This window comes from Rhizobium sp. 10PS4 (genome assembly GCF_032464805.1).
GTDB classification, from domain to species: Bacteria; Pseudomonadota; Alphaproteobacteria; order Rhizobiales; family Rhizobiaceae; genus Rhizobium; species Rhizobium laguerreae.
In genome coordinates this window covers 315,378-337,213 of sequence record NZ_JAWDIW010000004.1, presented here as the reverse complement: position 1 = coordinate 337,213, position 21,836 = coordinate 315,378, and the positions used below count along the sequence as shown (strand labels likewise).

Here is a 21,836-nt window from a genome sequence, read left to right as displayed (position 1 = left end):
CCGTTTCGTTGCCTGGATGCAAAACAGCTGCCGGCTGCGAGAGTTCCGGTGAAAACGGAATTAAGCGGGTATATTGCGTGTCTTAATCAGAACACCCAGGGGCGGTTGATCGCCTCCAGACCAGCCTGTCGTTGTCGCAATACCTTGCGCACCGTTGTACGATCTGTTTAGGCCGCAGCCTGCACCGGCTCGAAATCGATGTCGAGGACCGCGTCGAGTTGGCGATCCATGAAGCGCTCCGGGATACTCTTCACCACGCGATTGCGAAGTGGAACAACGAGTGGATTTTGCCACTGGGCCACCTTTGCGTAGAGGCGGGACCCGGAGGCGAGGCGATGCGCGCGACCGACGCGCCGGGCATCGTATTCGTGCAGGGTCTCATCGATCGGAAGGCGGCCGAGAAGCGATGCGAGTACCGCTGCATCCTCTATCGACAAGCCCGCGCCCTGTCCGAGATCGGGCGTCACGGCATGAGCAGCATCGCCAAGCAGGACAATTCTGCCATGCGTGAAGGACGGCATGGGGTCGAGATCCTCGATGTCAGTCCAGATCACGGCGTCTGAAGAGGTGCTGGCGAGCACCTCCGGAACAGGATCGTGGAATTCGGCAAACATGGCCTGGAGTTCGGTGAGCCCAATCTTGGCCAAGTCAGGATCCTTGATTCTGCGGGCGCCGCAGCACGCGAACCAGTAGATCCGTTCGCCCGGAATGGCGGCTAGGCCGATACGTTTGCCGGCAGCACCCCAACTCTCCGAGAGGCGGGTCGGATCAAATCCCGCCGGTATTCCAGGCGAGATTGCGCGCCAGCACGTATAGCGCGCGAAACGCTCACGCGCTTCGCGGAATACCGCCTTGCGTATGACGGAATGGACGCCATCGCAGGCAAGCACGAGGTCGGCTTCGACGGTATGGCCATTTGCAAACCTCAGTACGGCACCGGCCTCATGCGTTCGTGCGCCCACGCATTCCATGCCGAGGCGAATGGCTGATTGAGGCACCGCCGATAACAGAGCGTGGTGCAAGCCGCCGCGATGAAGCACCACCATACTGAGATGGCCATAGCGCTGGCTGAAGTCCGCCAGGTCCGTCGTCTGCAGCACGTCACCGCTGTGATCCAACAAAGCGATGCAGTCAATATGCTGCGCCTCGGCCAGCACGGCATTACAGAGACCGAGCGTGCGCAAGGCGCGCAACGCATTGGCACTGAGGCTCAGGCCCGCGCCGATCGGCTTTAACTCCGTCGCCTGTTCATAGATTTCGACCTCGTGGCCGATGAGGCTAAGACCCCTTGCCATAGCCAAACCTGCAATGCCAGCGCCGACGATGACGATGCGCATGATGTCGCTCCCCATGCCGTGAGTTGCTGTTGAGACCGAACGCCTAACGTTCCTGGAGCGTTCCACCGACCTGAGAAATCGATCAAGTAACTCAACGGCGGAGGGCGAGCGAACCGGCTGCCGATACCGTGAACGACCTCGGCTACACGGCGCGAATTTCCAGTTGAAGCGTTTGACTTGACGGCGTCGCCCTTGCCGGCGGCGGCGCCCGCTCCAAATCAAGTGCCAATGTTATCAAAGGCGGAACGATGCTCATTCAGCCAGTTGATTACTTTCTGCTTGTTTGGTTTGCACTTGCCCTTGCGTCCACCTTGTACGTTGCCTGGGACCAGTACGCCAACAATCCCGAACCGGTGGTGATGAAGTGGGGCTTCATCCTCGTCACGCTCTACCTCGGTCCTTTCGGGTTGCTGATCTATGTGCTCGCCGACAAGGAGCCACGGCCGGGCACGCACGAGGAGTTCGTCAAACCGTTGTGGAAGCAGGGCATCGGCTCCACGATCCACTGCGTGGCGGGAGATGCCACCGGTATCATCATCGCCGCGGTGATCGTCGCGCTACTGGGTCTGCCAATGTGGCTCGACCTGATCGTCGAGTACATCGCCGGGTTCGCGGTCGGCCTTTTCATCTTCCAGGCCCTCTTCATGAAGAACATGATGGGCGGCACCTACTGGGAAAACGTACGAAAGTCCTTCCTGCCTGAGTTCATCTCCATGAATTTCATGATGGCCGGCATGGCGCCCGTCATGAGCTTCCTGATGATGGGCCGCGATATGCGCGCCATGGAACCGACCGAACTCCTATTCTGGGGCGTCATGTCGTTGGGCGTCATGGCCGGGTTCGCCTTCGCCTACCCATCCAATGTCTGGATGGTCGCCCGTGGTCTCAAGCACGGTCTGATGACCGATCGCGGCGATTCGGATGATGCCGAGCATGCGCGCGAAAACCGTTCGGAGCCCGCCGTACCAGCGCATGAGCCCAAGGAAAACCATCAACACGCGGCGATGGAAGCTCCGCGGTCGCCGCGCCGCGGCACCGCTCCCCATCACAATGGCCACGGTTCCGACCACGACATGGTCCCGGATGCGCCTGTGCCACAACTCGCCGCCGTTGGCGGCGTTTCGCTGATGTTGTTGCTGATCGGGATGGTCGCCCCTGCCAACTGGGTCAATATGACTTTGAGTGCGCGCGATGTCGGGGGCGCCATCATGCCGCCGGGCATGATCATGGATCGCGACACGCCGGCCGAGGCAATGCTGGATATGGCGGCGATCCATCCGCGCTATATCACTGCCACCTATGGCCTCGAAACGCGCGGCGACCGTGCGCTCGAACCGCGCATCGAGGATGGCGTCAAGGTCTTCGACATGGAGACTAAGGTCGTTCGCTGGACGATTCTGCCCGGGATCACCGTCGATGCCTACACCTTCAATGGCCAGCTACCCGGTCCGCAGCTTCAGATCCATGAGGGTGATCGCGTCCGCATCAACGTGAAAAACAGCTTGCCCGAAAGCACGTCAGTGCATTGGCACGGCTTGGTCCTTCCCAATGAGATGGACGGACCGGCAGAAATCACCCAACCGCCGATCGATCCGGGCGAGACCTACGTCTACGAATTTACTGCCGGGCAGTCGGGTTCATATTTCTATCACTCGCACGACCACGTCGACCGGCAGCAGGCTCTGGGCCTCTATGGCGCGCTGATGATCGATCCGGCGCAAGCCGATCCGACCACGATGGCAGACCGCGAATATGTCATTCTCTTGCAGGAATGGCTGAAGCGCGAGGGCCTCACCTATCCAGCCATGCCGATGGATGGCGGGCAGCCCAACTACTTTACCATCAACGGCCGTGCCTATCCCGAAACCGACATCATCAAAATAAAGGTCGGCGCAACCCTGAAGGTGCGCTTTGTCGGGTCGAACAATGGCTTCATCCATCCGATGCATATTCATGGTGGACCATTTACCGTCGTTGCCCGTGACGGCATCAACCTCTCGCCAATGGCGCGCTTTCAGGCGGACACCGTCAATGTCGGCCCAGGACAGCGCTACGACGTTATCTGGACGGCGCTCAATCCCGGCAAATGGCTCATTCACTGCCACATCGGGCACCACACGACCAACAACAATACCGAAAGCGAAGGGGGCGGCGGCCTGATGATGGTCATCGAGGTCGAGGCCTGACAAACACCGCCGCAGCACCGACCCGCCACGTGCTGCAGCGGTCAGGCACGTCTCTGCGCACTGCTGCGGTCAACCTTCCCCTTTCGCCGCGATGCGGCGGGCGCCGGAAGACCGATCTCGCTCGTCCTCCCGTGGCCAACACCAGCGGCGAGCCGGCCGGTCGTTATTTGAATGCCAATCCACCGCTACCGTTTTTTCCGGAGGTCAGCTGGCAAAGCGTCGATGAGTTGATGCACTTTCCCGGTGGCGAACGCGATGTCCTCGCGCGGCAGATGGACTGTGATCTCAATCTCTTCCCACCTGCCGCCATGGTCTTTTGCGAACCTGACCGCGGCTTCCAAAGAGGTGAATTGCACGGCCGGTGCCTTGGCGGTCCAGAACTGCACGCTGCAGTCTGCCGCACTGTAATCTAAAAATGCTTTTTCGGGATCGAGAGCCATGGTCTTTGCTGTACACCTCCGGCGGTTGGTTGGCCAGCGAATGCCTAGCTGTCGTAGATGCTGCAGCCGTTCATCGGAGGTTAATCCTCATTAACCCAAATCGCAGCCTGAAAGGATGCGCCGATGAAAATGCTTTTTTCCTCACTTGCAGCCATGGTCTTGTCTGCATCTTTCGCCCTGCCGCTAAACGCCACGCCGATCGTTGTGCCGAATGCAGTACATATGCACACCCTCGACGTCGAGCAGGTCAAACACCGTCGCCACGGTAATGGACATGCGTATGGCCACTGGAAGAAACACCGGTACGCTTACCGCGACTGCCGGTATTACGGCTCGCGCTATCGTCCGCGGTATTACGGCAGTCGCGACTATTACGGCTATCGCGACCATTACCCGTATCGTCGTCGGTCAGGTGTGACCGTGTATTTCGATTTTTAGCCGGTAGTAGCGACAGAACGGTCTTGGAGAGCAAGAAAGGTCGGGCGAATGCTCGCGCCGACCCTTCTTTGATTGCGTCAGCACAGTGCCAGTACATCCGTGGTCACCAGCAAAAGCCATCTGATAGATTGAATTTATGCGCCTCGTGAATTTTCGCAAGGATTAGGGGGTGCTGATTTAGGGCTAGGTGAGGGAGGCGCAATAACCACGGTGCGACGAGAAGTACGACACGCGCTCTGAGGGCGATAGTTGCTTGGCCGACCCGTCCAGTCGATCATCGGGGCGACCGCAAAACCTTAGTGTCATATTTTCCTATATCGACTGCTTTCTCAAATGTGGTTCGATGCACCAACGGGAATGTTCCGCCGACCGCTTCGGTCCCGTCCTTACCCAAAAAACGAAACGCTGACGTCCGCTGCCATCAGTTTTGACGCATATGCTTTGCGCTCCGGGCGCATTTCAAAAGCGGGAGGGAAAGTGGGGAAAAAAGCGCCTGCATTCGGAGTTCTCAACGAAACAGGCGCTTAACTTGAAAAATGGCTCCCCGGGCCGGATTCGAACCGGCGACCTGTCGATTAACAGTCGAATGCTCTACCGCTGAGCTACCAGGGATCACTGCTTGGCGCGGTGTGAGTGGGCTAATACAAACGCTTTCCCGATTTGCCAAGCGGTTTTTTCAAAAAAATGAAATGAACTTGTATTTGGGATGCCTGCGCCCATCTCTGGGAAATGGCAAATGTGAATGATCGTGAGGAGACGAGAGGCGGTGAGAAGCGCAAGCCACGGGCAGTGCGCTTCGGCATCGATCATGCAAACGGCAGGCTTGTGCTCGGCTCTTTCAGCATCGGCATGCCGCGCTCGCGCATCGCGCGGATGGCGCTCGGCATGGCCCTCATTTTCTGCGGCGTGTTGGGTTTCCTGCCCATCCTAGGTTTCTGGATGCTGCCGCTCGGTTTCCTCGTGCTCTCGCACGATTTGCCGTTCGCGCGCCGGCTCCGGCGGCGGCTTGCGGTCTGGTGGCACAGGCGGCGGAAACCGGCTGACTGATCGGCAAGGAGGGCGTGGAACCGTGGATCGCTTTTCGCATTCGTGGTTTATTGAATGTAAAACGCAAAAAATTGCGTCACAATGGTCCAGGTGAGGAAATGAAGGTATCCTTTGTTGTCGTCCTGTCGGCAGCGGCGCTTCTCTCAGGCATTTCCGCCGAGGCCCAAGCCATCGACAGCCGCGGTTTCGACGCTCGCGGCATCTGTCGCCGTCCCGAAGGCTGCGTGGTCGACCACGGTCAGGGCGGCAGCTACAACGGGCCTCGCAACTATCGCAATTTCAACGGCCGGAATGACCGCGACGACAGGAACGACCGCGGCCGAGACGGTCGCCGCTTTCGTCATCAGAACAGGAGCGACAATCTCGATGACACCACCAGCCGCCTGGTCGCAGCCACGATCGTCGAAGGATCGTTGCGTTCAATGTCGTCAACGCGTAGCGCGCCCATGACGGGAATGCAGTGTGCGCTTCAGACCTAATTCGCTCTCAGCTCGCTTTCCTCGTAAATTCCGCCACGGTCCTGATCGAGACCTGTCGCCATCAACAGGCTGCAGGCGGCAAGGAGCAGCACAAGCTTCACTGCGTAGGACGCCGCGGAGACCGGCTGTCGATGGCCCGGTGATACGCGACACGGCGCTATATAATATTTGTAGTAGAAGTGCGGATCATTCGTTTCCAGCAGGTTCTGGTAGACATGCGGCGGAATATCCGCATGTTTCACCGGCGCAGAACCGGGAAATTTTACATAAAGATCCCGGGTTTCAGCATCGTATGCCGCGTGCACGTGCTTCGATTTGAGGGCAGCCCAATCCATCGCAAGCTCCTATACCCTCCCGAGGATAATTGAGGCCCGGACGAGGATCGAAGTCAAGTCAAGAATTTGTTTCAATTGCAATCATTGGCAGGAAATGGGGCATCGTCATGGCCACGGAAATTCCTGTCTGCGCGGGTGCCGTTATGGGATGGAAAAATGGTCGTTTCGGCAGCTGCAGAATAGCGTTTTTCCGAAATGCCCTCTTGCGATTTCCTTACGATCATTCTAAACGCTCGCCACGGCTCAGATAACGAGCGCGTGAGGCCTCGTGGCGGAGTGGTGACGCAGAGGACTGCAAATCCTTGTACCCCGGTTCAATTCCGGGCGAGGCCTCCAAACATCTTTTCACCGCATCGATAAGTATTGCAAAACCTCGGTAATTTTCGAGGTGTAGCAGTTCGAACTTGAACCGTCCCGCCACACCAAAAGCCAGGTGTGGCAGTGTGTTCCCGGTTTATCCGTTCGCCACGTCGCTTTCGTCGGTCAGCGCCAGCAGTTTCGTACCGAAGCTATCCCAGTTGATTCGTGCGACCGTCTGCCAGCCAGGCGGGCGCGATCGGCATTTTACGTATAAATTTTTGAGGTCTTTCCATCGCGCCAGGCGAACATCGCCTCGATCATGCTGTCGGTCGCCTTGTGGGCAACGTCGGTCGCCAGTCCCTTGCGGACGGAATGGGCGCTGAGGTGGCCGAGGCCGGCCTGACGGAACCAATCCGAGATCCTGTTTCCGAGACCCTGATGGAGAACGGTTTGCCGAATTCGGTGGCGATGTAGGTGAGGTCCGTCACCATGTGCATGGCGAGCACCGCCTCGAGGATGGGGTGGATGGCGATCTCGATGTCGTAGGGATTGAGGTTGCAGTTCTTGAACAGGCGACGCTTGAACATGTCCCTGCGGCGATGCTGCGGGCCGAGCCGCGAGACATCGGACACTCGGAAGCCAGTGAACATCATGATAGCGACACACAGGACGGCCTTGGAGCGCATTCCATGGTGTTCGATGAACTTCGGCCAGCTCCTCGGGCGTCGCCGTCGCGTGGCCGTCTGTATGGGCGGCCAAGGGCTAGACGAGGTGGGCGACGTTCGGAACGATCGCCTTGCCGTCCTTCCTGGTGTCGAACGACTGCCGCAGCGCCTTCAGGCGTTCGTCGGCCCCGAAGGGCGTTTCCTTCTTGCTATCGCGCAGGACCTCGAGTGTGGTCGACGTGGGCGAGGGGCATATCGCCAAACAGGCGGTTGTCTTTCGGTTTCACGGGCTCAAGCCGCATCGCCTCGCGTCTTGCGTCGCCATGTCGACGGCCGGCAGGGCGGCGTTGCGGGCCTTCCAGGAGGCTTTGGAGAATCCTTCGCTGTCGATGTCCTCGGGAAGGCGGCAGAATAGCGCACCGTGACGTGACGGCTCTTGTTCTTCTCGACACAGGGCAGATCTTCGCGACCATGACTCAACTGTATTTGCACTGACGCCGAAGCTGCGGCATTCGTCTTATAAAGGCCTCGGCGAAGGCAGGACAATGCGGCGGTTTATGAGGTCGAATAGCGGGTGAAGACTGCGAGAAGCCGCGATAGGATGCCAAGCTTGACCGGGATTCCTATTGTTTCTTTGCCGAGCTTTGTGAGCCGCCAGCCGGTGACGTAACTCCATCCGCCACCAGGACTATGAATGGTGATGAGGCCAAGATCGCATGCGCGATTTACAACCGTTTTGTCGTAATCTTCCCATTCCCCATCAGTCATGAGACAGCAGAGATCGACTTCCTTCGCTGTCATATACAGAAGCTGAATAACATCTTCGTCCAGTGACGCTATGGCAGCCGCAGAGGACATGCCTGCGTGATTAATTATGTTCATTGATTCTCCCCACCCAAGTAATTAGCTACAGCTCACGCGAGTAATTTGCACAAGCACTATTTCTGGACTTTTGTGACATGGTTACCAACTGCACGGTTATTCAACAGGGGTTTGAGAGATGATGCGCACCGGCGGGGACGGTGCTGCCTTCGGACGGCATCTTGGCGAGCTTTGCATTCCTCTGAGGTGTGGCAGAGTGTGGCAGCCGCCTTTGATTTCTCAAGGGAAATATTTCAGCTAAGGTGTGGCTAAAAACTCGCTAACCATTTGACGCCGCCCGCTTGCGAATTCTGGGCGAGACCTCCAACATCTTCCACATGACAGAATCTATGTGAAACGCTGCTGGCTCAGCGGTGCAGCATCGCCGTTTGCTAAGCTACCAAACCCGCTGGCTCGGCGAAAAATCGAACTGTGACGGATTAAATTCCCGTGAGGCGGTAGAGCGCTCTCAGGCCGCGTTTGCGGGTTTCCGCCTGATAATCCAGATCGCTCAATTCGGGTCCGTCGTCGAATTCGGGGCCGGAGCCAAGCAGCCGTCGCATGCCTTGCGGCGAAATGCGGGTGAAGCTGCGAATCTCGCCGCTGCTGTATTTGATCAGCAGCAGTCGGGCATCGGCATTGTAGTGAAGCGCTTCCTGCCGCGCGATTGGATCATGAAGGTTTGCATGTGCACACCCATAGCGGACGGCGAGGGCGCCGCAACAAAATGGTTGACGTAACGTTGATGCGCGTGCGGCTGTCGAGGGCTGAATTTCAAAGGAAACGAACGCATGTCAGAGCTGCGTCCGCCGATATGCATTGCCGCAGACGCGATGCGTGGATATTTCCGAGTGCGCTTCGGCGCCCTATCGCTTCCAGGTCGTTTCGCCGTCCAGCAGCCCGCAACAGAAGATCCCGATGAGCGCCGCGACGATGAAGAAATCGAACAGCGTGAAATATTCGATAATCGCAGACATGGCATGCTCCTCCTATTTCCTCCGTCACAAATCATAACATGAAGGGGCAAAAGATTCCACGCCGGAGTTGCAGCGTCCGTCCTGCCCCTGTAGCGCGGAAGAGGCGCCTGCCGGATTCTTTTCGCCGGCGCCTGGCAAGCCTTGAAAGCATCCGTGGCGGGGATTAAGAGACGGGGGACAGGAACCGCTTTTCAAGAGCCAGAGGACATGATGGATTTCGAAGCAGCGCGCGCAAAGATGGTCGATACCCAGGTTCGCACGACGGACGTTACCTCGCATTCCGTGCTGACGGCGTTTCTCACGGTGCCGCGTGAGGCTTTCGTGCCGGAGAAGGCGAAGCTGCTGGCTTATATCGACAATGACGTCGAGATCTCCGCAGCCGCTCCGGGAAAGCCTGCCCGCTTCCTGATGGAAGCGTCGCCGCTTGCCAAGCTGCTGCAGTTGGCAGCGATCACCAAAGACGACTTCGTGCTCGAGGTTGGCTGCGGTACGGGTTATACATCGGCGCTCTTGTCGATCATTGCCGGCTCCGTCATCGCGCTCGAATGCGACGAGACGCTGGCCATTGAAGCGAAGGCGCAGCTTGCCGGCTACGCCAAGGTCGAGGTGGTGACCGGCCCGCTGGAACAGGGTTACGCTGCCGGCGCTCCCTATGATCTGATCTTCATCAACGGCGCAGTCGAAGAGGTTCCAGCTGCCCTTCTCGGTCAATTGCGCGATGGTGGCCGTCTGATCACCGTTGAAGGTTACGGCAATGCCGCCCGTGCCAAGGTCTTCGTCGCCGAGCGCGGCGCCATTTCGGAAAACGTCTTCTTCAACGCCTCGGTCAAGCCGCTGCCGGGTTTCGCCAAGGCGCGCGAATTCGTTTTCTGACATCGTTCTTGTCGATGACATTCAGCGACGGGCGTCATCGGCGCCCGTTTTTTTGTCAACGCCGCTGGAAAGTCTTCACAAACATCATCTACCCTGACGCCGCCACGGCGGATCGGACGGATGTTATGCGCTTCAACCTCGGTTTTATGGGATGTTCCGCCGCAAAATCGCGACAGGCTTTGCGGGTGGCAAACATCAGGTAACAAAACTGTGCATGGCCGCATTCATTTGATTCGCGATGATTTTTTTCACGTCTGGGGTATTCTAAGGTCGTGGTGATTCGGATGAATGCTCCACACCATCCGGTCGTTGTTTTGGAATAACGGGGATAGAAATGGCTCAGCCAAGTGTAGCGCGTGAACCGTCCATGGAAGAAATTCTGGCGTCCATCCGCCAGATCATCGAAAGCAATGAGCCCGGCGCCGGCAAGGCGATTTCCGCATCCCTGCCGCCGGTCTACGGTGCCGACGAGGATGATAACGGCTCCGAAATTCACCTGACGGTCGACGATGCCTATGCCGGCGTGGAATTCCCCGAACCGGTCATGCGCTCCTCCGATCCGCGTTTCGTCGCCGCCAATTCGGCCGGCACCGCCCCCGAAGCAGAAGTGCCGGCCCGCGCTCTGTCGCTTGCCGATGTCGCCGCCCGCGTCCGCGCCGCCTCCGAGCGCAGCGCTGTGCAGGCCGGTCAGGCCCTGCGTGAAATTCCGAGCGGCTTCCGTCAGCCCGAACCGCAGTCGGCTGTGATGCCGGAACCGCCGCGCGCCGCGGCACCGCAGCCGCAGCCGCCACAGCCTGTTTTCCCGGATGCCGCGGCGTCCATTCAGCATGTTGCGATCCAGCAGCCGGCCGAGCCGGCGTTTACGGAAACGCAAAGGGTTGCCGTCGCCGAGCCTGCGCCTGCCGTCGAAACAGCGCTGCCGGCCATGGATCCTGCTCAGTCGTCGACCGAGCGTTTCCTGCCGAGTGTTATAGATGAGGTCCAGCCGACGCTGCTTTCGGAGGATGCCGGCCTGCAGATCAGCCGCTCCTTCGAGGAGCTCGCCGCTGCGATCGACGGTGCCGAGCGCCGCTCACTGGACGAGATCGCAGAAGACATGCTGCGCCCGATGCTGCGTGAGTGGCTCGATGATAATCTGCCGACACTGGTCGAGCGATTGGTGCGCGAAGAAATCGAGCGCGTGGCACGCGGCCCGCGCCGCTGATCGGATTGCTTTTTCCTGAAAAGCCGCTCCGGTCTCCGGGGCGGCTTTTTTATTGACTTGGCCGTGACCATCCTATTTACAAACGCCACCCTCGAACCTCGAAATTGGTCAGAAAATGCTCGACAAGACCTATGATTCCGCTGCCGTCGAACCGAAAATCGCCGCGATATGGGATGAGGCGGACGCTTTCCGCGCCGGCGCGAACGCCAGGCCCGGAGCCGAGACCTTCACCATCGTGATCCCGCCGCCGAATGTCACGGGTTCGCTGCACATGGGCCACGCGCTGAACAACACGCTGCAGGACATACTGGTGCGCTTCGAGCGCATGCGCGGCAAGGACGTGCTCTGGCAGCCGGGCATGGACCACGCCGGCATCGCCACGCAGATGGTCGTCGAGCGCAAGCTGATGGAACAGCAGCTGCCGGGCCGCCGCGACATGGGCCGCGAAGCCTTCATCGACAAGATTTGGGAGTGGAAGGCGGAATCGGGCGGCCTGATCTTCAACCAGCTGAAGCGCCTGGGTGCGTCATGCGACTGGTCGCGTGAGCGGTTCACCATGGACGAAGGCCTGTCGAAGGCGGTTCTCGAGGTTTTCGTCACCCTTTACAAGGAAGGCCTGATCTACAAGGACAAGCGCCTGGTCAATTGGGATCCGAAGCTGCTGACGGCGATTTCCGATATCGAAGTCGAGCAGCACGAGGTGAAGGGCAATCTCTGGCACCTGCGCTATCCGCTGGAAAAGGGCGTAACCTACCAATACCCGATTGCATTCGATGAGGAAGGCAAGCCGGCCGAATTCGAGACGCGCGATTATGTTGTCGTCGCAACGACACGACCGGAGACCATGCTGGGCGATACCGGTGTTGCCGTCAATCCGAAGGACGAACGCTATCAGGGCATTGTCGGCAAGCATGTCATTCTGCCGATCGTTGGCCGCAGAATTCCGATCGTTGCTGACGATTATGCCGATCCGGCTGCCGGCACCGGCGCGGTGAAGATAACGCCCGCGCACGATTTCAACGACTTCGACGTCGGCAAGCGCGCAGGTCTTCGCGTCATCAATATCATGAACGGCGACGGCACGATCACCATCAAGGACAATGAGGACTTTCTTGAAGGTCTCGACAATCCGGCGGCGCTGCACGGCGCCTGGGACCGCCTGGAAGGGCAGGACCGCTTCTATGCGCGCAAGGTCATCGTCGAGATTTTCGAAGAGGCAGGCCTCGTCGACAAGATTGAGCCGCACAAGCACATGGTCCCGCACGGCGACCGCGGCGGCGTGCCGATCGAACCGCGGCTGACCGAACAATGGTATGTCGATGCAAAAACGCTCGCCGAACCGGCGATCGCATCGGTCCGCGAAGGTCGCACCAGGATGGTGCCGAAGAGCTGGGACAAGACCTATTACGAATGGATGGAAAACATCCAGCCCTGGTGTGTCTCCCGTCAGCTCTGGTGGGGTCACCAGATCCCCGCCTGGTACGGCCCGGACGGCCAGGTCTTCGTCGAAAAGACCGAGGAAGAGGCGCTGCAGGCGGCGATCCAGCATTACCTTTCGCACGAGGGGCCGATGAAGGCCTATGTCGAGGACCTGCTTGAAAACTTCAAGCCGGGCGAGATACTGACGCGTGACGAGGACGTGCTCGACACGTGGTTCTCCTCAGCACTCTGGCCTTTCTCGACGCTCGGCTGGCCGGACGAGACGCCCGAACTGGCGCGTTATTATCCGACCAACGTTCTCGTCACCGGCTTCGATATCATCTTCTTCTGGGTTGCCCGCATGATGATGATGGGCCTGCACTTCATGAAGGATGAGGACGGCGAACCCGTCGAGCCCTTCCAGACCGTCTATGTCCACGCGCTGGTGCGCGACAAGAATGGGCAGAAGATGTCGAAATCGAAGGGCAACGTCATCGATCCCCTCGAACTGATCGACGAATACGGTGCCGACGCGCTGCGGTTTACCCTGGCGATCATGGCGGCGCAGGGCCGCGACGTGAAGCTCGATCCGGCCCGCATCGCCGGCTACCGCAATTTTGGCACTAAGCTCTGGAACGCCACGCGCTTCGCCGAAATGAACGGCGCAAAAAGCGACCCGCATTTCGTGCCCGAAGCCGCCGAGCTCACCATCAATCGCTGGATCCTGACGGAACTTGCCCGCACGGAACGTGACGTTACGGAAGCACTCGAAGCCTTCCGCTTCAACGATGCCGCCGGCGCGCTCTACCGCTTCGTCTGGAACGAGGTCTGCGACTGGTATCTCGAACTGTTGAAGCCGGTCTTCAATGGTGAGGACGAGGGCGCCAAGGCGGAAGCGCAGGCCTGCAGCGCCTATATTCTCGAAGAGATCTACAAGCTGCTGCATCCCTTCATGCCCTTCATGACCGAAGAGCTTTGGGCCCATACCGCAGGCGAAGGCAAAGTGCGCGACACATTGGTTTGCCACGCCGAATGGCCGGCGCCGTCCTATGCCGATGACGGGGCCGCCGACGAAATCAACTGGCTGATCGACCTCGTCTCCGGCATCCGCTCGGTGCGGGCCGAAATGAATGTGCCGCCATCGGCGACAGCCCCGCTTGTCGTCGTCAAGGCCAACAACCTGACACGTGAACGGCTGTTCCGCCACGACGCCGCCATCAAGCGCCTTGCGCGCGTCGAAGCGATATCGCTGGCTGACGATGCGCCCAAGGGTGCCGCTCAGATCGTCATCGCCGAGGCCACCATCTGCCTGCCGCTCGGCAATCTGATCGACCTTTCCGCCGAAAAGGCTCGTCTGGAAAAAGCGATTGCCAAGATGGAGAGCGAGATCTCCCGCATCGACGACAAGCTCTCCAACGAGAAGTTCGTCGCCAACGCCAATCCCGAAGTCGTCGATGCCGAGCGCGATCGTCTCGAGGAACTGAAAGGTCAGATTGCGAGCTTGAGGATCGCTCTCTCCAGGGTGAGCGAAGCCGGGTAAATTTCACCGGCCCATTTGGTAAGTTATTTCAAAGACGCGCCTCTGCCGGCGCGTCTTTTTGTCGTTCTGGGCGCATGCGATTCGGCCCTGAAAGCGGCTGGTTCCAGGCGCGGAGCCTGTGGATTGTGGTTGAACGGGCATCCAGTGGGCGAAAACCGCCACTGTTGTCGGATTGATACAGCTTCTACAATGTTGGAATGAAAACCCAAAAGACCAGCTGAAATTCGATAAGTCTGGAATAAAATTTTATTAACCAGGTTTTTTGACGTGTCCGTCAATCTCTTTACGTAAGTTGGCCGCTGCAATGCCTGGGAGCGCTGCCGTGGCGCGCGTTGCCATGTCACGCGAACACTTACTAGAGTGGGGTCACATCAATTGCTGGAGTGGGGGAGACACAATGGCATCTCGTAGGTTTTCCAAGGGCATAACATCGGTCGTTCTTCTTTCGTCGCTTGCATCGCCGTCCTTCGCCGGCGGTCTGGAGCGCGGCGGATATAATATCGACCTTCTCTTCGACAATTCGAGGTTTGCCGTCCAGTCCGGCGCGACCTATGTCATGCCGCAGCGCAAGCTGAAGAACGTCAGGGACACTGATCCCACCGATGGTCTCGGCACCAACGGCATCGGCGGCGGTTCGACCACGGCGGATGATACCGAGGATTACTGGATCCCCTATCTCGGGGTGAAGGTCGGTTTCGGCGATGCCATCGACTGTATGGGCGATTTTTCGACACCCTTTGGTGCACACACCAATCCCGGTGCTGATTGGCTGGGCGTCAACGACAACATCGAAACCAAGATCAGCACCCGCAACTACGGCGCCACCTGCTCCTATCGTTTCGATATGGGCCCCGGCCAACTTCGCCTGATCGGCGGCGGCTTCTATCAGACGGTCGATGGTTTCAAGACACGCCTCGTCGCGCCGATCACAGGGGCGGCCGCGTTGGTCTATGACGGCACCGGTCGTCTGGACCTTGCCGATCAGGCCATGGGATGGCGGGCGGGCATCGCCTACGAGATCGAGGAATATGCCTTCCGCGCCAGCCTAGTCTACAACAGCAAGGTCAAGTACGACGACCTCAGCGGCACGGTTGACCTGACCGAGGTGCCGACGGTCGTCAGTCCCGGCAATCCCTATCTCGGCGTCGTGACGCCGGTCTACGGCTCGGCTGAGGCGCCCGATTCCGTCGAGCTCAAGCTGCAGAGCGGCATTGCGCCCGACTGGCTTGCCTTCGGTTCGGTCAAGTGGACGAACTGGAGCGTGCTGCAGTCGATCGCCTTCTGCGCGAAGGCCACCAGGGGCACCGTCGCCTGCACCGCCAACAACCAAGTCACGTCGCTCGATCTCTTCTACCGCGACGGTTGGACGATCAGCGGCGGCGTTGGCCACAAGTTCAACGAACAATGGGCCGGCGCCCTCAGCCTGACCTGGGATCGAGGTACGAGCCAGGGCTACGGCGCCCAGACCGACACATGGACGCTCGGCGCGGGTGTCTCCTATACGCCGGTGGAGAATGTCGAGTGGCGTCTGGCCGGAGCGCTCGGCATCATGACCGGCGGGGAATCCGGCACCTACGTCTATAATGGCCGGACCTACGGCAACGACGTCTCCTATTCCTTCGACGACGATCTGGTGGCGGCTCTTTCCACCAGCGTAAAGGTCAAGTTCTGATCTTGCAGCCCAAGTAGAAGTCTTAGAGCCCGGCAGGTTGCCGGGTTTTTCTTTGGGCGTCGCAAGACAAATCGACGTTCCAATTTGTGACGATTCAGCAACACATTTTTACGACGTTTGGCTTATGGTGGCGGTAGGGCGAATTTGTCCATTTCCCGCCACAAAGAGGGCGCAGCGATATTTGCGGGCGAGGTGACGGCAGGCATACGGTGCGTGTAAATAGTAGTATGGGTCGATTTTTTTCCGGGTACATCAGATCGTACGGCGCGATTGGCGACAATCGTTTGATTGCGGTCGTTTCGCTTTCCGAACAAGGCTGTTCCGGTCGCCGATCCGACCTCGCGATGAGGTCGTCGGTTCATGCATTGTGGTTATTTTCGACCCGCTCAGCTGAGCAGCCCGGCTTTGCCGGAAATGTCGATACCGCTTTCGTCACATTTGCCGTTTACGAATGCGATAAAGGCGGGAAGGCGGATGCCGCACCTGCCGGAAGAGTGCCACAGAGATTGCAGTCGAGCCATGCCGGGAGCCGGGTGGTTCTGAAGGATGGGCTGAGAATATCGCCTTTGAGAAAAGGCCAGTGGGCTGAATGCGACGCGGGTAAAGGAGCCATGGAGCTCGCCGCGGGATCGCTCGCCTCGAAGAAATACATCCGCGGGATGCACGGCATGAGCGCCGTTGCCGCCTGCCTGGGATGAGCGAAAGAAATCGGTTGAAATGGTGACGTCCGAGTTCAAACTGTTCAAATTCATGCTGGTGGGCATGTCTATAGCGCTGGCGCTGTCCGGTCCGTGCCGCGCATTCGACATCAAAGGTGGCGTCAGCAAGGAATCCGGACCCTTCGATCTCTTCAAGTTCGGCTTCAAGGCCTATAAGAACGGCCAGAAGGAAGAGGCGGTCGAAGCCTATAAATACGCCGCCGAAAAGGGACACACCGGCTCGCGCTGGGCGCTCGCCAACATGTATGCCGATGGCGACGGTGTCACGCAGGACGATTTCGAAGCCTTCAAGATCTACAGCGAGATCGCCCAGCAGGGCGTCGAACCCGGCTCGGAAGATACCGGCTTCTTCGTCAACGCGCTGCTCTCCCTCGCCAACTATTACAAGCACGGCATCGCCGGCAGTCCGGTCAGGACCGACCTCAGCCAGGCGCGCCAGCTCTATTTTCAGGTGGCCTCCACCTTTGGCGTGCCCGAGGCGCAGTTCCAGCTGGCTCAGATGATGCTGGCCGGCGAGGGCGGCAAGTCCAGCCCGCAGCAGGCGAAGAAATGGCTGAACCAGGCCCGCAAGAGCGGCCATCCTGGCGCCATGGCGGTCTTCGGCAATATTCTTTTCGATGAGGGCCAGACGGCCCGTGGTCTGGCGCTGATGACGGCAGCACTCGACCGCTGCAAGCCCAAGGACTGCGGCTGGATGGAAGCGCTGCAGGAGCAGGCCTTCTCGGTTGCAAACGAGTCCGACCGCCGCACAGCGGTATCGCTGTCGCACACGATCGCGAGCGGTTCCGACGACTGAGGCTGGGCGGAAGGCCTCAGCCCGCGAAATCGAAATAGGCGATGACAGGCACGTGGTCGGACGGTTTTTCCCAAGCCCGCACATGTTTTTCGATCGCAGCCGACGTCATCCGGTCGGCAGCTTCCGGCGACAGCAGCAGATGGTCGATGCGGATGCCGTTGTTCTTCGGCCAGGCGCCGGCCTGATAATCCCAGAAGGAATAGAACTGCGTCGCGTCCGTCGTGGCGCGCACCGCATCCGTCAGCCCGAGATTTTCAAGCCGGCGGAAAGCCTCCCGCGTCTGCGGCAGAAACAGCGCGTCGTTTTCCCAGACCTTGGGGTCGAAGCAGTCGTGCGGTTCCGGGATGACGTTGTAATCGCCGGCAAGGACCAGCATTTCCTCATAGGCCAGCCGTTCGGCGGCGAACGTCCGTAGGCGCTCCATCCAGGCGAGCTTGTAGGGATATTTCTCCGTTTCGACGGGATTGCCGTTCGGCAGGTAGATGCAGCAGACGCGCAGGATGCGCGTGTCGGACAGCGTGAACGCCGCTTCGAGGAAACGCGCCTGTTCGTCCAGGGGATCGCCGGGCAGGCCGCGGTTCACTTCGAAAGGTGAACTCTTGGAGAGGATCGCGACGCCGTTGAAGCCCTTCTGGCCGTGCGTCTCGACGTGATAGCCGAGCGCCTCGATCTCCAGCCGCGGAAAACCCTCGTCGACCGTCTTGATCTCCTGCAGGCAGACGATATCCGGATCGGAATCCTTCAGCCATTGCGTGAGATTGTCGATGCGCGCCTTGACGCCGTTAATGTTCCAAGTCGCGATCTTCATCTCTTCGCCCTGTTCGCTGCGTGCGCTTCTTTTATCGCGGTCTTTCATCCCCGGACAAGACGATAAACCGGCCGGAAGCAATTCTTCGGCCGGTTTGATGGGACGTATGTGCGTTTAGACGCTCAGATCGAGAAACTGGTGCCGCAGCCGCAGCTTGCCACCGCGTTCGGGTTCTTGATCTGGAAGGATTGGCCAAGCAGATTGTCGACGAAGTCGATCTCCGAGCCCGCCATATAAACCAGCGAAAGGCTGTCGATCAGTACCTTGGCATCGTTCTTTTCGACGATGATGTCGTCGTCGGCGGCGCTGTCGGCAAGATCGAATTTGTAGGAAAAGCCCGAACAGCCGCCGCCTTCGACGGAAACGCGCAAGGCGCTCTTGCCGGCTTCGGCGCCGACGATCGCAGCGATACGCTTTGCCGCCGCATCTGAAAGGGTTACACTCGTATCCGTCATGTTTCCTCCTGCCGGGGTCAAGATCCGGAGAGAATGGGTTTTGGCACTTGAATGTTCAAATGCCTGATATCAAAGAAACTTACCATGATATTCGCGAAAAGGCGATGATGCGCCGAAGCGATTAAGAAAGCGCCTCTTTGCCGTTTCATCGGGCTATAGGTATGAAGAGCGTTAGGCGGCGTCAATGGGCAGATGCGGCAACATGCGGGATGACGGTGAAGAATGAAGATCGATACGCGTGCTTTGGGTTTCGGCAGCAGTGAGAGGGCGGTCTATGCGGCCGACCCCTGGACGACGCGCGGGCGGCTCTATCAGGAGGATGGAAGCCCGACGCGCTCCGATTTCCAGCGCGACCGCGACCGCATCGTCCACACCACCGCCTTCCGCCGGCTGAAGCACAAGACCCAGGTCTTTATCGCCCAGGACGGCGATCATTACCGCACCCGGCTGACGCATACGATCGAGGTGGCCCAGATCGCCCGCGCACTTGCCCGCGCCCTGAAGCTCGACGAGGATTTGGCCGAAGGCGTGGCGCTCGTGCACGATTTCGGCCATACGCCGTTCGGTCATACCGGCGAGGACGCGCTGCACGAGGTGCTGCTGCCCTATGGCGGCTTCGATCACAATGCCCAATCGCTGCGCATCGTGACCAAACTGGAGAGGCGTTATGCCGAATTTGACGGCATCAACCTGACCTGGGAAAGCCTCGAAGGTCTCGTCAAGCACAATGGCCCACTTCTGACGGCTGATGGTGTCGGTACCCGCGGTCCCGTTCCGCAGCCGATCCTTGATTATTGCGAGCTGCACGATCTCGAGCTTGCAACCTATGCCAGCCTCGAGGCCCAGGTCGCGGCGATTGCCGACGACATCGCCTATAATACCCACGATATCGACGACGGCCTGCGCTCCGGCTACCTGACTTTCGACATGCTGGAGGAAATCCCGTTTCTTGCCGGGCTGATGGCCGAGGTGAGGGCGCGATATCCGCATCTGGAGCCGAGCCGTTTCACCCATGAGATCATGCGCCGCCAGATTACCCGCATGGTCGAAGACGTGATTGGCGTGGCACAGCAGCGCCTGTCGCTCCTCCGCCCCGAGAATGCGGCCGACATCCGCGCTGCCGACCAGGTTATCGCCACCTTTTCCAAGGGGATGGCCGAGACCGACAAGCAGATCAAGGCCATGCTCTTCAAACGCATCTACCGCAATCCCGATATCATGCGCATCCGTGCCGGTGCAGCCCAGATCGTCACCGATCTCTTTGACGCCTACATGGCCAATCCCAAGGAGATGCAGAGCCATTACTGGGTCGATCATATCGCCGGCCTGTCCGATGCGCCGAAGGCCCGTCATGTCGGCGATTATCTCGCCGGCATGACCGACACCTATGCCATCAGCGCCCACAGGCGGTTGTTTGACCACACTCCGGATTTGCGATAGGCAGCGGTCGCCCACGCTGAGGGCCGATTTGAGCCTTTGGCACAGCCTATGCATGGAAGAGTGCGATGAACCTTTTTACCGACTTCGAAGCCAGGATCAAAACCGCCCTTGAACAGATCGATCTGGTCAGGGAAAAGCGATCCGAGCTCGATTTCGGCCGCATCACCGTCGAGCCGCCGCGTGACGCGAGCCATGGCGATGTCGCGACCAATGCCGCAATGGTGCTGGCAAAACCGCTCGGGACCAATCCGCGCGCGCTGGCCGACGTCATCATCGCCAAGCTCAAGGAGGATGCTGACGTCGCCGATGTCTCGGTCGCGGGTCCCGGCTTCATCAACATCCGTCTCGCGGTCGGCTATTGGCAGCGGTTGCTCGCCTCGATGATCGGCGCCGGCACCGATTACGGCCGCTCGACGCTCGGCGAGGGCAAGAAGGTCAATGTCGAATATGTCTCGGCCAATCCGACCGGCCCTATGCATGTCGGCCATTGCCGGGGCGCCGTCGTGGGCGACGCGCTCGCCAACCTGCTCGCTTTTGCCGGTTACGGCGTCGAGAAGGAATATTACATCAACGATGCCGGCTCGCAGATTGACGTGCTCGCCCGTTCCGTCTTCCTGCGCTATCGCGAAGCGCTCGGCGAAAAGATCGGCGAAATCCCCTCGGGTCTCTATCCCGGCGACTATCTCGTGCCTGTCGGCCAGTCGCTTGCCGCCGATTACGGCGTGCGGCTGCACAACATGCCGGAAGACCAATGGATGCCGATCGTCAAGGATCGCACCATCGATGCGATGATGGTGATGATCCGTGAGGATCTGGCGGCTCTGAACGTCCATCACGACGTCTTCTTCTCCGAACGCACCCTGCATGCCAATGTTGCAGCTGCGATCCGCACGGCGATCAACGACCTGACCTTCAAGGGCTATGTCTACAAGGGCACGCTGCCGCCGCCGAAGGGCCAGCTTCCCGAGGACTGGGAAGATCGCGAACAGACATTGTTCCGTTCGACCGAGGTGGGCGACGATATCGACCGACCGCTGATCAAGTCGGACGGTTCCTACACCTATTTCGCCGCCGACGTCGCTTACTTCAAGAACAAGTTCGACCGCGGTTTCGACGAGATGATCTATGTGCTTGGCGCCGACCACGGCGGCTACGTCAAGCGCCTGGAAGCGGTTGCACGCGGTGTTTCGGATGGTAAGGCGAAGCTGACGGTACTGCTCTGCCAGCTCGTCAAGCTCTATCGCAACGGCGAGCCGGTGAAGATGTCGAAACGCTCGGGCGATTTCGTCACGCTTCGGGACGTCGTCGAAGAAGTCGGCCGTGATTCGGTCCGGTTTATGATGCTTTATCGCAAGAATTCCGAGCCGCTCGACTTCGATTTCGCCAAAGTGACGGAACAGTCGAAAGATAATCCTGTTTTTTATGTGCAGTATGCGCATGCTCGCTGCATGTCGGTCTTCCGGCAGGCGAGGGAGGCTTTTCCCGACCTCGACCTCTCCCACGAGAAACTGGCGAAAACCGTTGCAGGCATTGGCGATCCCGCCGAATTGCAGCTCGTCGCCAAGCTCGCTGAATTCCCGCGTATCGTCGAGGCGGCGGCCCAGTCGCAGGAGCCGCATCGTATCGCTTTTTACCTCTACGACCTCGCCAGTTCCTTCCACGCGCACTGGAACAAAGGTAAAGATCAGCCGGAATTACGATTTGTTAATGATAAAAACCGAGAATCAAGTATTGCCAGACTTGGGCTGGTGTACGCCGTCGCGTCGGTTTTGAAGTCGGGACTTGCCATTACAGGCACTGCCGCACCGGACGAAATGCGATAACGTCACCATTTCCCCACAATGC

20 protein-coding genes, 2 tRNA genes and 1 pseudogene are annotated in these 21,836 nt (G+C 59.2%); 13 read left to right on the top strand and 10 right to left on the bottom strand.

The genetic code is table 11. From position 1 onward, the window contains the following. Positions 1-167 precede the first annotated feature (167 nt). Positions 168-1,337, bottom strand: a complete 1,170-nt coding sequence (locus RWJ89_RS09760) for an FAD-dependent monooxygenase (protein ID WP_168286543.1) — start codon at positions 1,335-1,337, stop codon at positions 168-170. A gap of 248 nt (positions 1,338-1,585) precedes the next feature. Between RWJ89_RS09760 and RWJ89_RS09755 the strand changes: the two genes are divergently transcribed. After that, positions 1,586-3,523 (top strand): DUF4396 domain-containing protein, encoded by a 1,938-nt coding sequence (locus RWJ89_RS09755; RefSeq protein ID WP_168339316.1) that lies wholly within the window; start codon positions 1,586-1,588, stop codon positions 3,521-3,523. Between the two features lie 185 nt (positions 3,524-3,708). Here RWJ89_RS09755 and RWJ89_RS09750 read toward each other — a convergent pair whose 3' ends face one another. Beyond that, positions 3,709-3,963, bottom strand: coding sequence for a hypothetical protein (locus RWJ89_RS09750; protein ID WP_131663869.1), 255 nt, complete (start codon positions 3,961-3,963; stop codon positions 3,709-3,711). A gap of 123 nt (positions 3,964-4,086) precedes the next feature. Here RWJ89_RS09750 and RWJ89_RS09745 point away from each other — a divergent pair, with 123 nt between their 5' ends. Continuing rightward, positions 4,087-4,401: a hypothetical protein gene (locus RWJ89_RS09745; RefSeq protein ID WP_316030876.1), complete on the top strand. Its 315-nt coding sequence runs from the start codon at positions 4,087-4,089 to the stop codon at positions 4,399-4,401. A gap of 537 nt (positions 4,402-4,938) precedes the next feature. On the opposite strand, the gene RWJ89_RS09740 is transcribed toward RWJ89_RS09745, so the two are convergent. Further along, positions 4,939-5,013 (bottom strand) — tRNA-Asn (locus tag RWJ89_RS09740). A gap of 117 nt (positions 5,014-5,130) precedes the next feature. Here RWJ89_RS09740 and RWJ89_RS09735 point away from each other — a divergent pair. Both RWJ89_RS09735 and RWJ89_RS09730 read left to right on the top strand, forming a co-directional pair. Continuing rightward, positions 5,131-5,448 (top strand): hypothetical protein, encoded by a 318-nt coding sequence (locus tag RWJ89_RS09735; RefSeq protein ID WP_131663870.1) that lies wholly within the window; start codon positions 5,131-5,133, stop codon positions 5,446-5,448. 98 nt (positions 5,449-5,546) lie between these two features. After that, positions 5,547-5,927 (top strand): hypothetical protein, encoded by a 381-nt coding sequence (locus RWJ89_RS09730; protein WP_221998925.1) that lies wholly within the window; start codon positions 5,547-5,549, stop codon positions 5,925-5,927. Here RWJ89_RS09730 and RWJ89_RS09725 read toward each other — a convergent pair. Then, entirely contained in the window at positions 5,924-6,262 is a 339-nt protein-coding gene (locus tag RWJ89_RS09725) for a KTSC domain-containing protein (protein ID WP_131663871.1), read from the bottom strand. The genes RWJ89_RS09730 and RWJ89_RS09725 overlap by 4 nt on opposite strands. A 262-nt stretch (positions 6,263-6,524) precedes the next feature. Here RWJ89_RS09725 and RWJ89_RS09720 point away from each other — a divergent pair. Next, a tRNA-Cys gene (locus RWJ89_RS09720) sits at positions 6,525-6,598 on the top strand. Between the two features lie 281 nt (positions 6,599-6,879). On the opposite strand, the gene RWJ89_RS09715 is transcribed toward RWJ89_RS09720, so the two are convergent. The 4 genes and pseudogenes from RWJ89_RS09715 to RWJ89_RS09700 all read right to left on the bottom strand — a co-directional run bounded on the left by RWJ89_RS09715 (position 6,880) and on the right by RWJ89_RS09700 (position 8,788). After that, on the bottom strand, positions 6,880-7,215 hold the full coding sequence (locus RWJ89_RS09715) for a hypothetical protein (protein WP_316030875.1): 336 nt from the start codon (positions 7,213-7,215) through the stop codon (positions 6,880-6,882). A 109-nt stretch (positions 7,216-7,324) separates the two neighbouring features. Then, positions 7,325-7,489, bottom strand: a complete 165-nt coding sequence (locus RWJ89_RS09710; protein WP_165504411.1) for a hypothetical protein — start codon at positions 7,487-7,489, stop codon at positions 7,325-7,327. Positions 7,490-7,782: 293 nt separating this feature from the next. After that, positions 7,783-8,109 carry a hypothetical protein gene (locus RWJ89_RS09705; protein WP_131663873.1) on the bottom strand — a complete coding sequence of 109 codons (327 nt, stop codon included), beginning with the start codon at positions 8,107-8,109 and terminating at the stop codon, positions 7,783-7,785. A 376-nt stretch (positions 8,110-8,485) separates the two neighbouring features. Beyond that, a pseudogene (locus RWJ89_RS09700) lies at positions 8,486-8,788 on the bottom strand (hypothetical protein). A gap of 484 nt (positions 8,789-9,272) precedes the next feature. Between RWJ89_RS09700 and RWJ89_RS09695 the strand changes: the two are divergent. The 6 genes from RWJ89_RS09695 (at position 9,273) to exoR (ending at position 17,288) form a co-directional block, all read left to right on the top strand. After that, positions 9,273-9,938 (top strand): protein-L-isoaspartate O-methyltransferase family protein, encoded by a 666-nt coding sequence (locus tag RWJ89_RS09695; protein WP_206112567.1) that lies wholly within the window; start codon positions 9,273-9,275, stop codon positions 9,936-9,938. A 334-nt stretch (positions 9,939-10,272) separates the two neighbouring features. After that, positions 10,273-11,142, top strand: a complete 870-nt coding sequence (locus RWJ89_RS09690) for a PopZ family protein (protein ID WP_168339319.1) — start codon at positions 10,273-10,275, stop codon at positions 11,140-11,142. Positions 11,143-11,257: 115 nt separating this feature from the next. Beyond that, complete coding sequence (locus tag RWJ89_RS09685) at positions 11,258-14,101, top strand: valine--tRNA ligase (RefSeq protein WP_316030874.1); 2,844 nt, start codon at positions 11,258-11,260, stop codon at positions 14,099-14,101. A gap of 397 nt (positions 14,102-14,498) precedes the next feature. Continuing rightward, positions 14,499-15,773, top strand: coding sequence for an OmpP1/FadL family transporter (locus RWJ89_RS09680; protein ID WP_168281748.1), 1,275 nt, complete (start codon positions 14,499-14,501; stop codon positions 15,771-15,773). Positions 15,774-16,000: 227 nt separating this feature from the next. Beyond that, positions 16,001-16,471, top strand: coding sequence for a hypothetical protein (locus RWJ89_RS09675; protein ID WP_131663876.1), 471 nt, complete (start codon positions 16,001-16,003; stop codon positions 16,469-16,471). 19 nt (positions 16,472-16,490) lie between these two features. Further along, a complete protein-coding gene (exoR, locus tag RWJ89_RS09670) occupies positions 16,491-17,288 on the top strand; it encodes an exopolysaccharide production regulator ExoR (protein ID WP_131663877.1) in 798 nt (265 codons plus the stop codon). Between the two features lie 16 nt (positions 17,289-17,304). Here the strand turns inward: exoR and xth are convergent, their stop codons facing one another. Both xth and erpA read right to left on the bottom strand, forming a co-directional pair. Further along, positions 17,305-18,096: an exodeoxyribonuclease III gene (gene xth / locus RWJ89_RS09665; RefSeq protein ID WP_020049685.1), complete on the bottom strand. Its 792-nt coding sequence runs from the start codon at positions 18,094-18,096 to the stop codon at positions 17,305-17,307. A 122-nt stretch (positions 18,097-18,218) separates the two neighbouring features. Next, positions 18,219-18,551 (bottom strand): iron-sulfur cluster insertion protein ErpA, encoded by a 333-nt coding sequence (gene erpA / locus RWJ89_RS09660; RefSeq protein WP_017960192.1) that lies wholly within the window; start codon positions 18,549-18,551, stop codon positions 18,219-18,221. A 222-nt stretch (positions 18,552-18,773) separates the two neighbouring features. On the opposite strand from erpA, the gene RWJ89_RS09655 reads away from it, so the two are divergent. Then, the gene (locus RWJ89_RS09655; RefSeq protein ID WP_131663879.1) at positions 18,774-19,991 is read left to right on the top strand and encodes a deoxyguanosinetriphosphate triphosphohydrolase; all 1,218 of its coding nucleotides are present in this window, start codon (positions 18,774-18,776) and stop codon (positions 19,989-19,991) included. A 65-nt stretch (positions 19,992-20,056) separates the two neighbouring features. Further along, complete coding sequence (argS, locus tag RWJ89_RS09650; protein WP_131663880.1) at positions 20,057-21,814, top strand: arginine--tRNA ligase; 1,758 nt, start codon at positions 20,057-20,059, stop codon at positions 21,812-21,814. Positions 21,815-21,836: the final 22 nt, after the last annotated feature.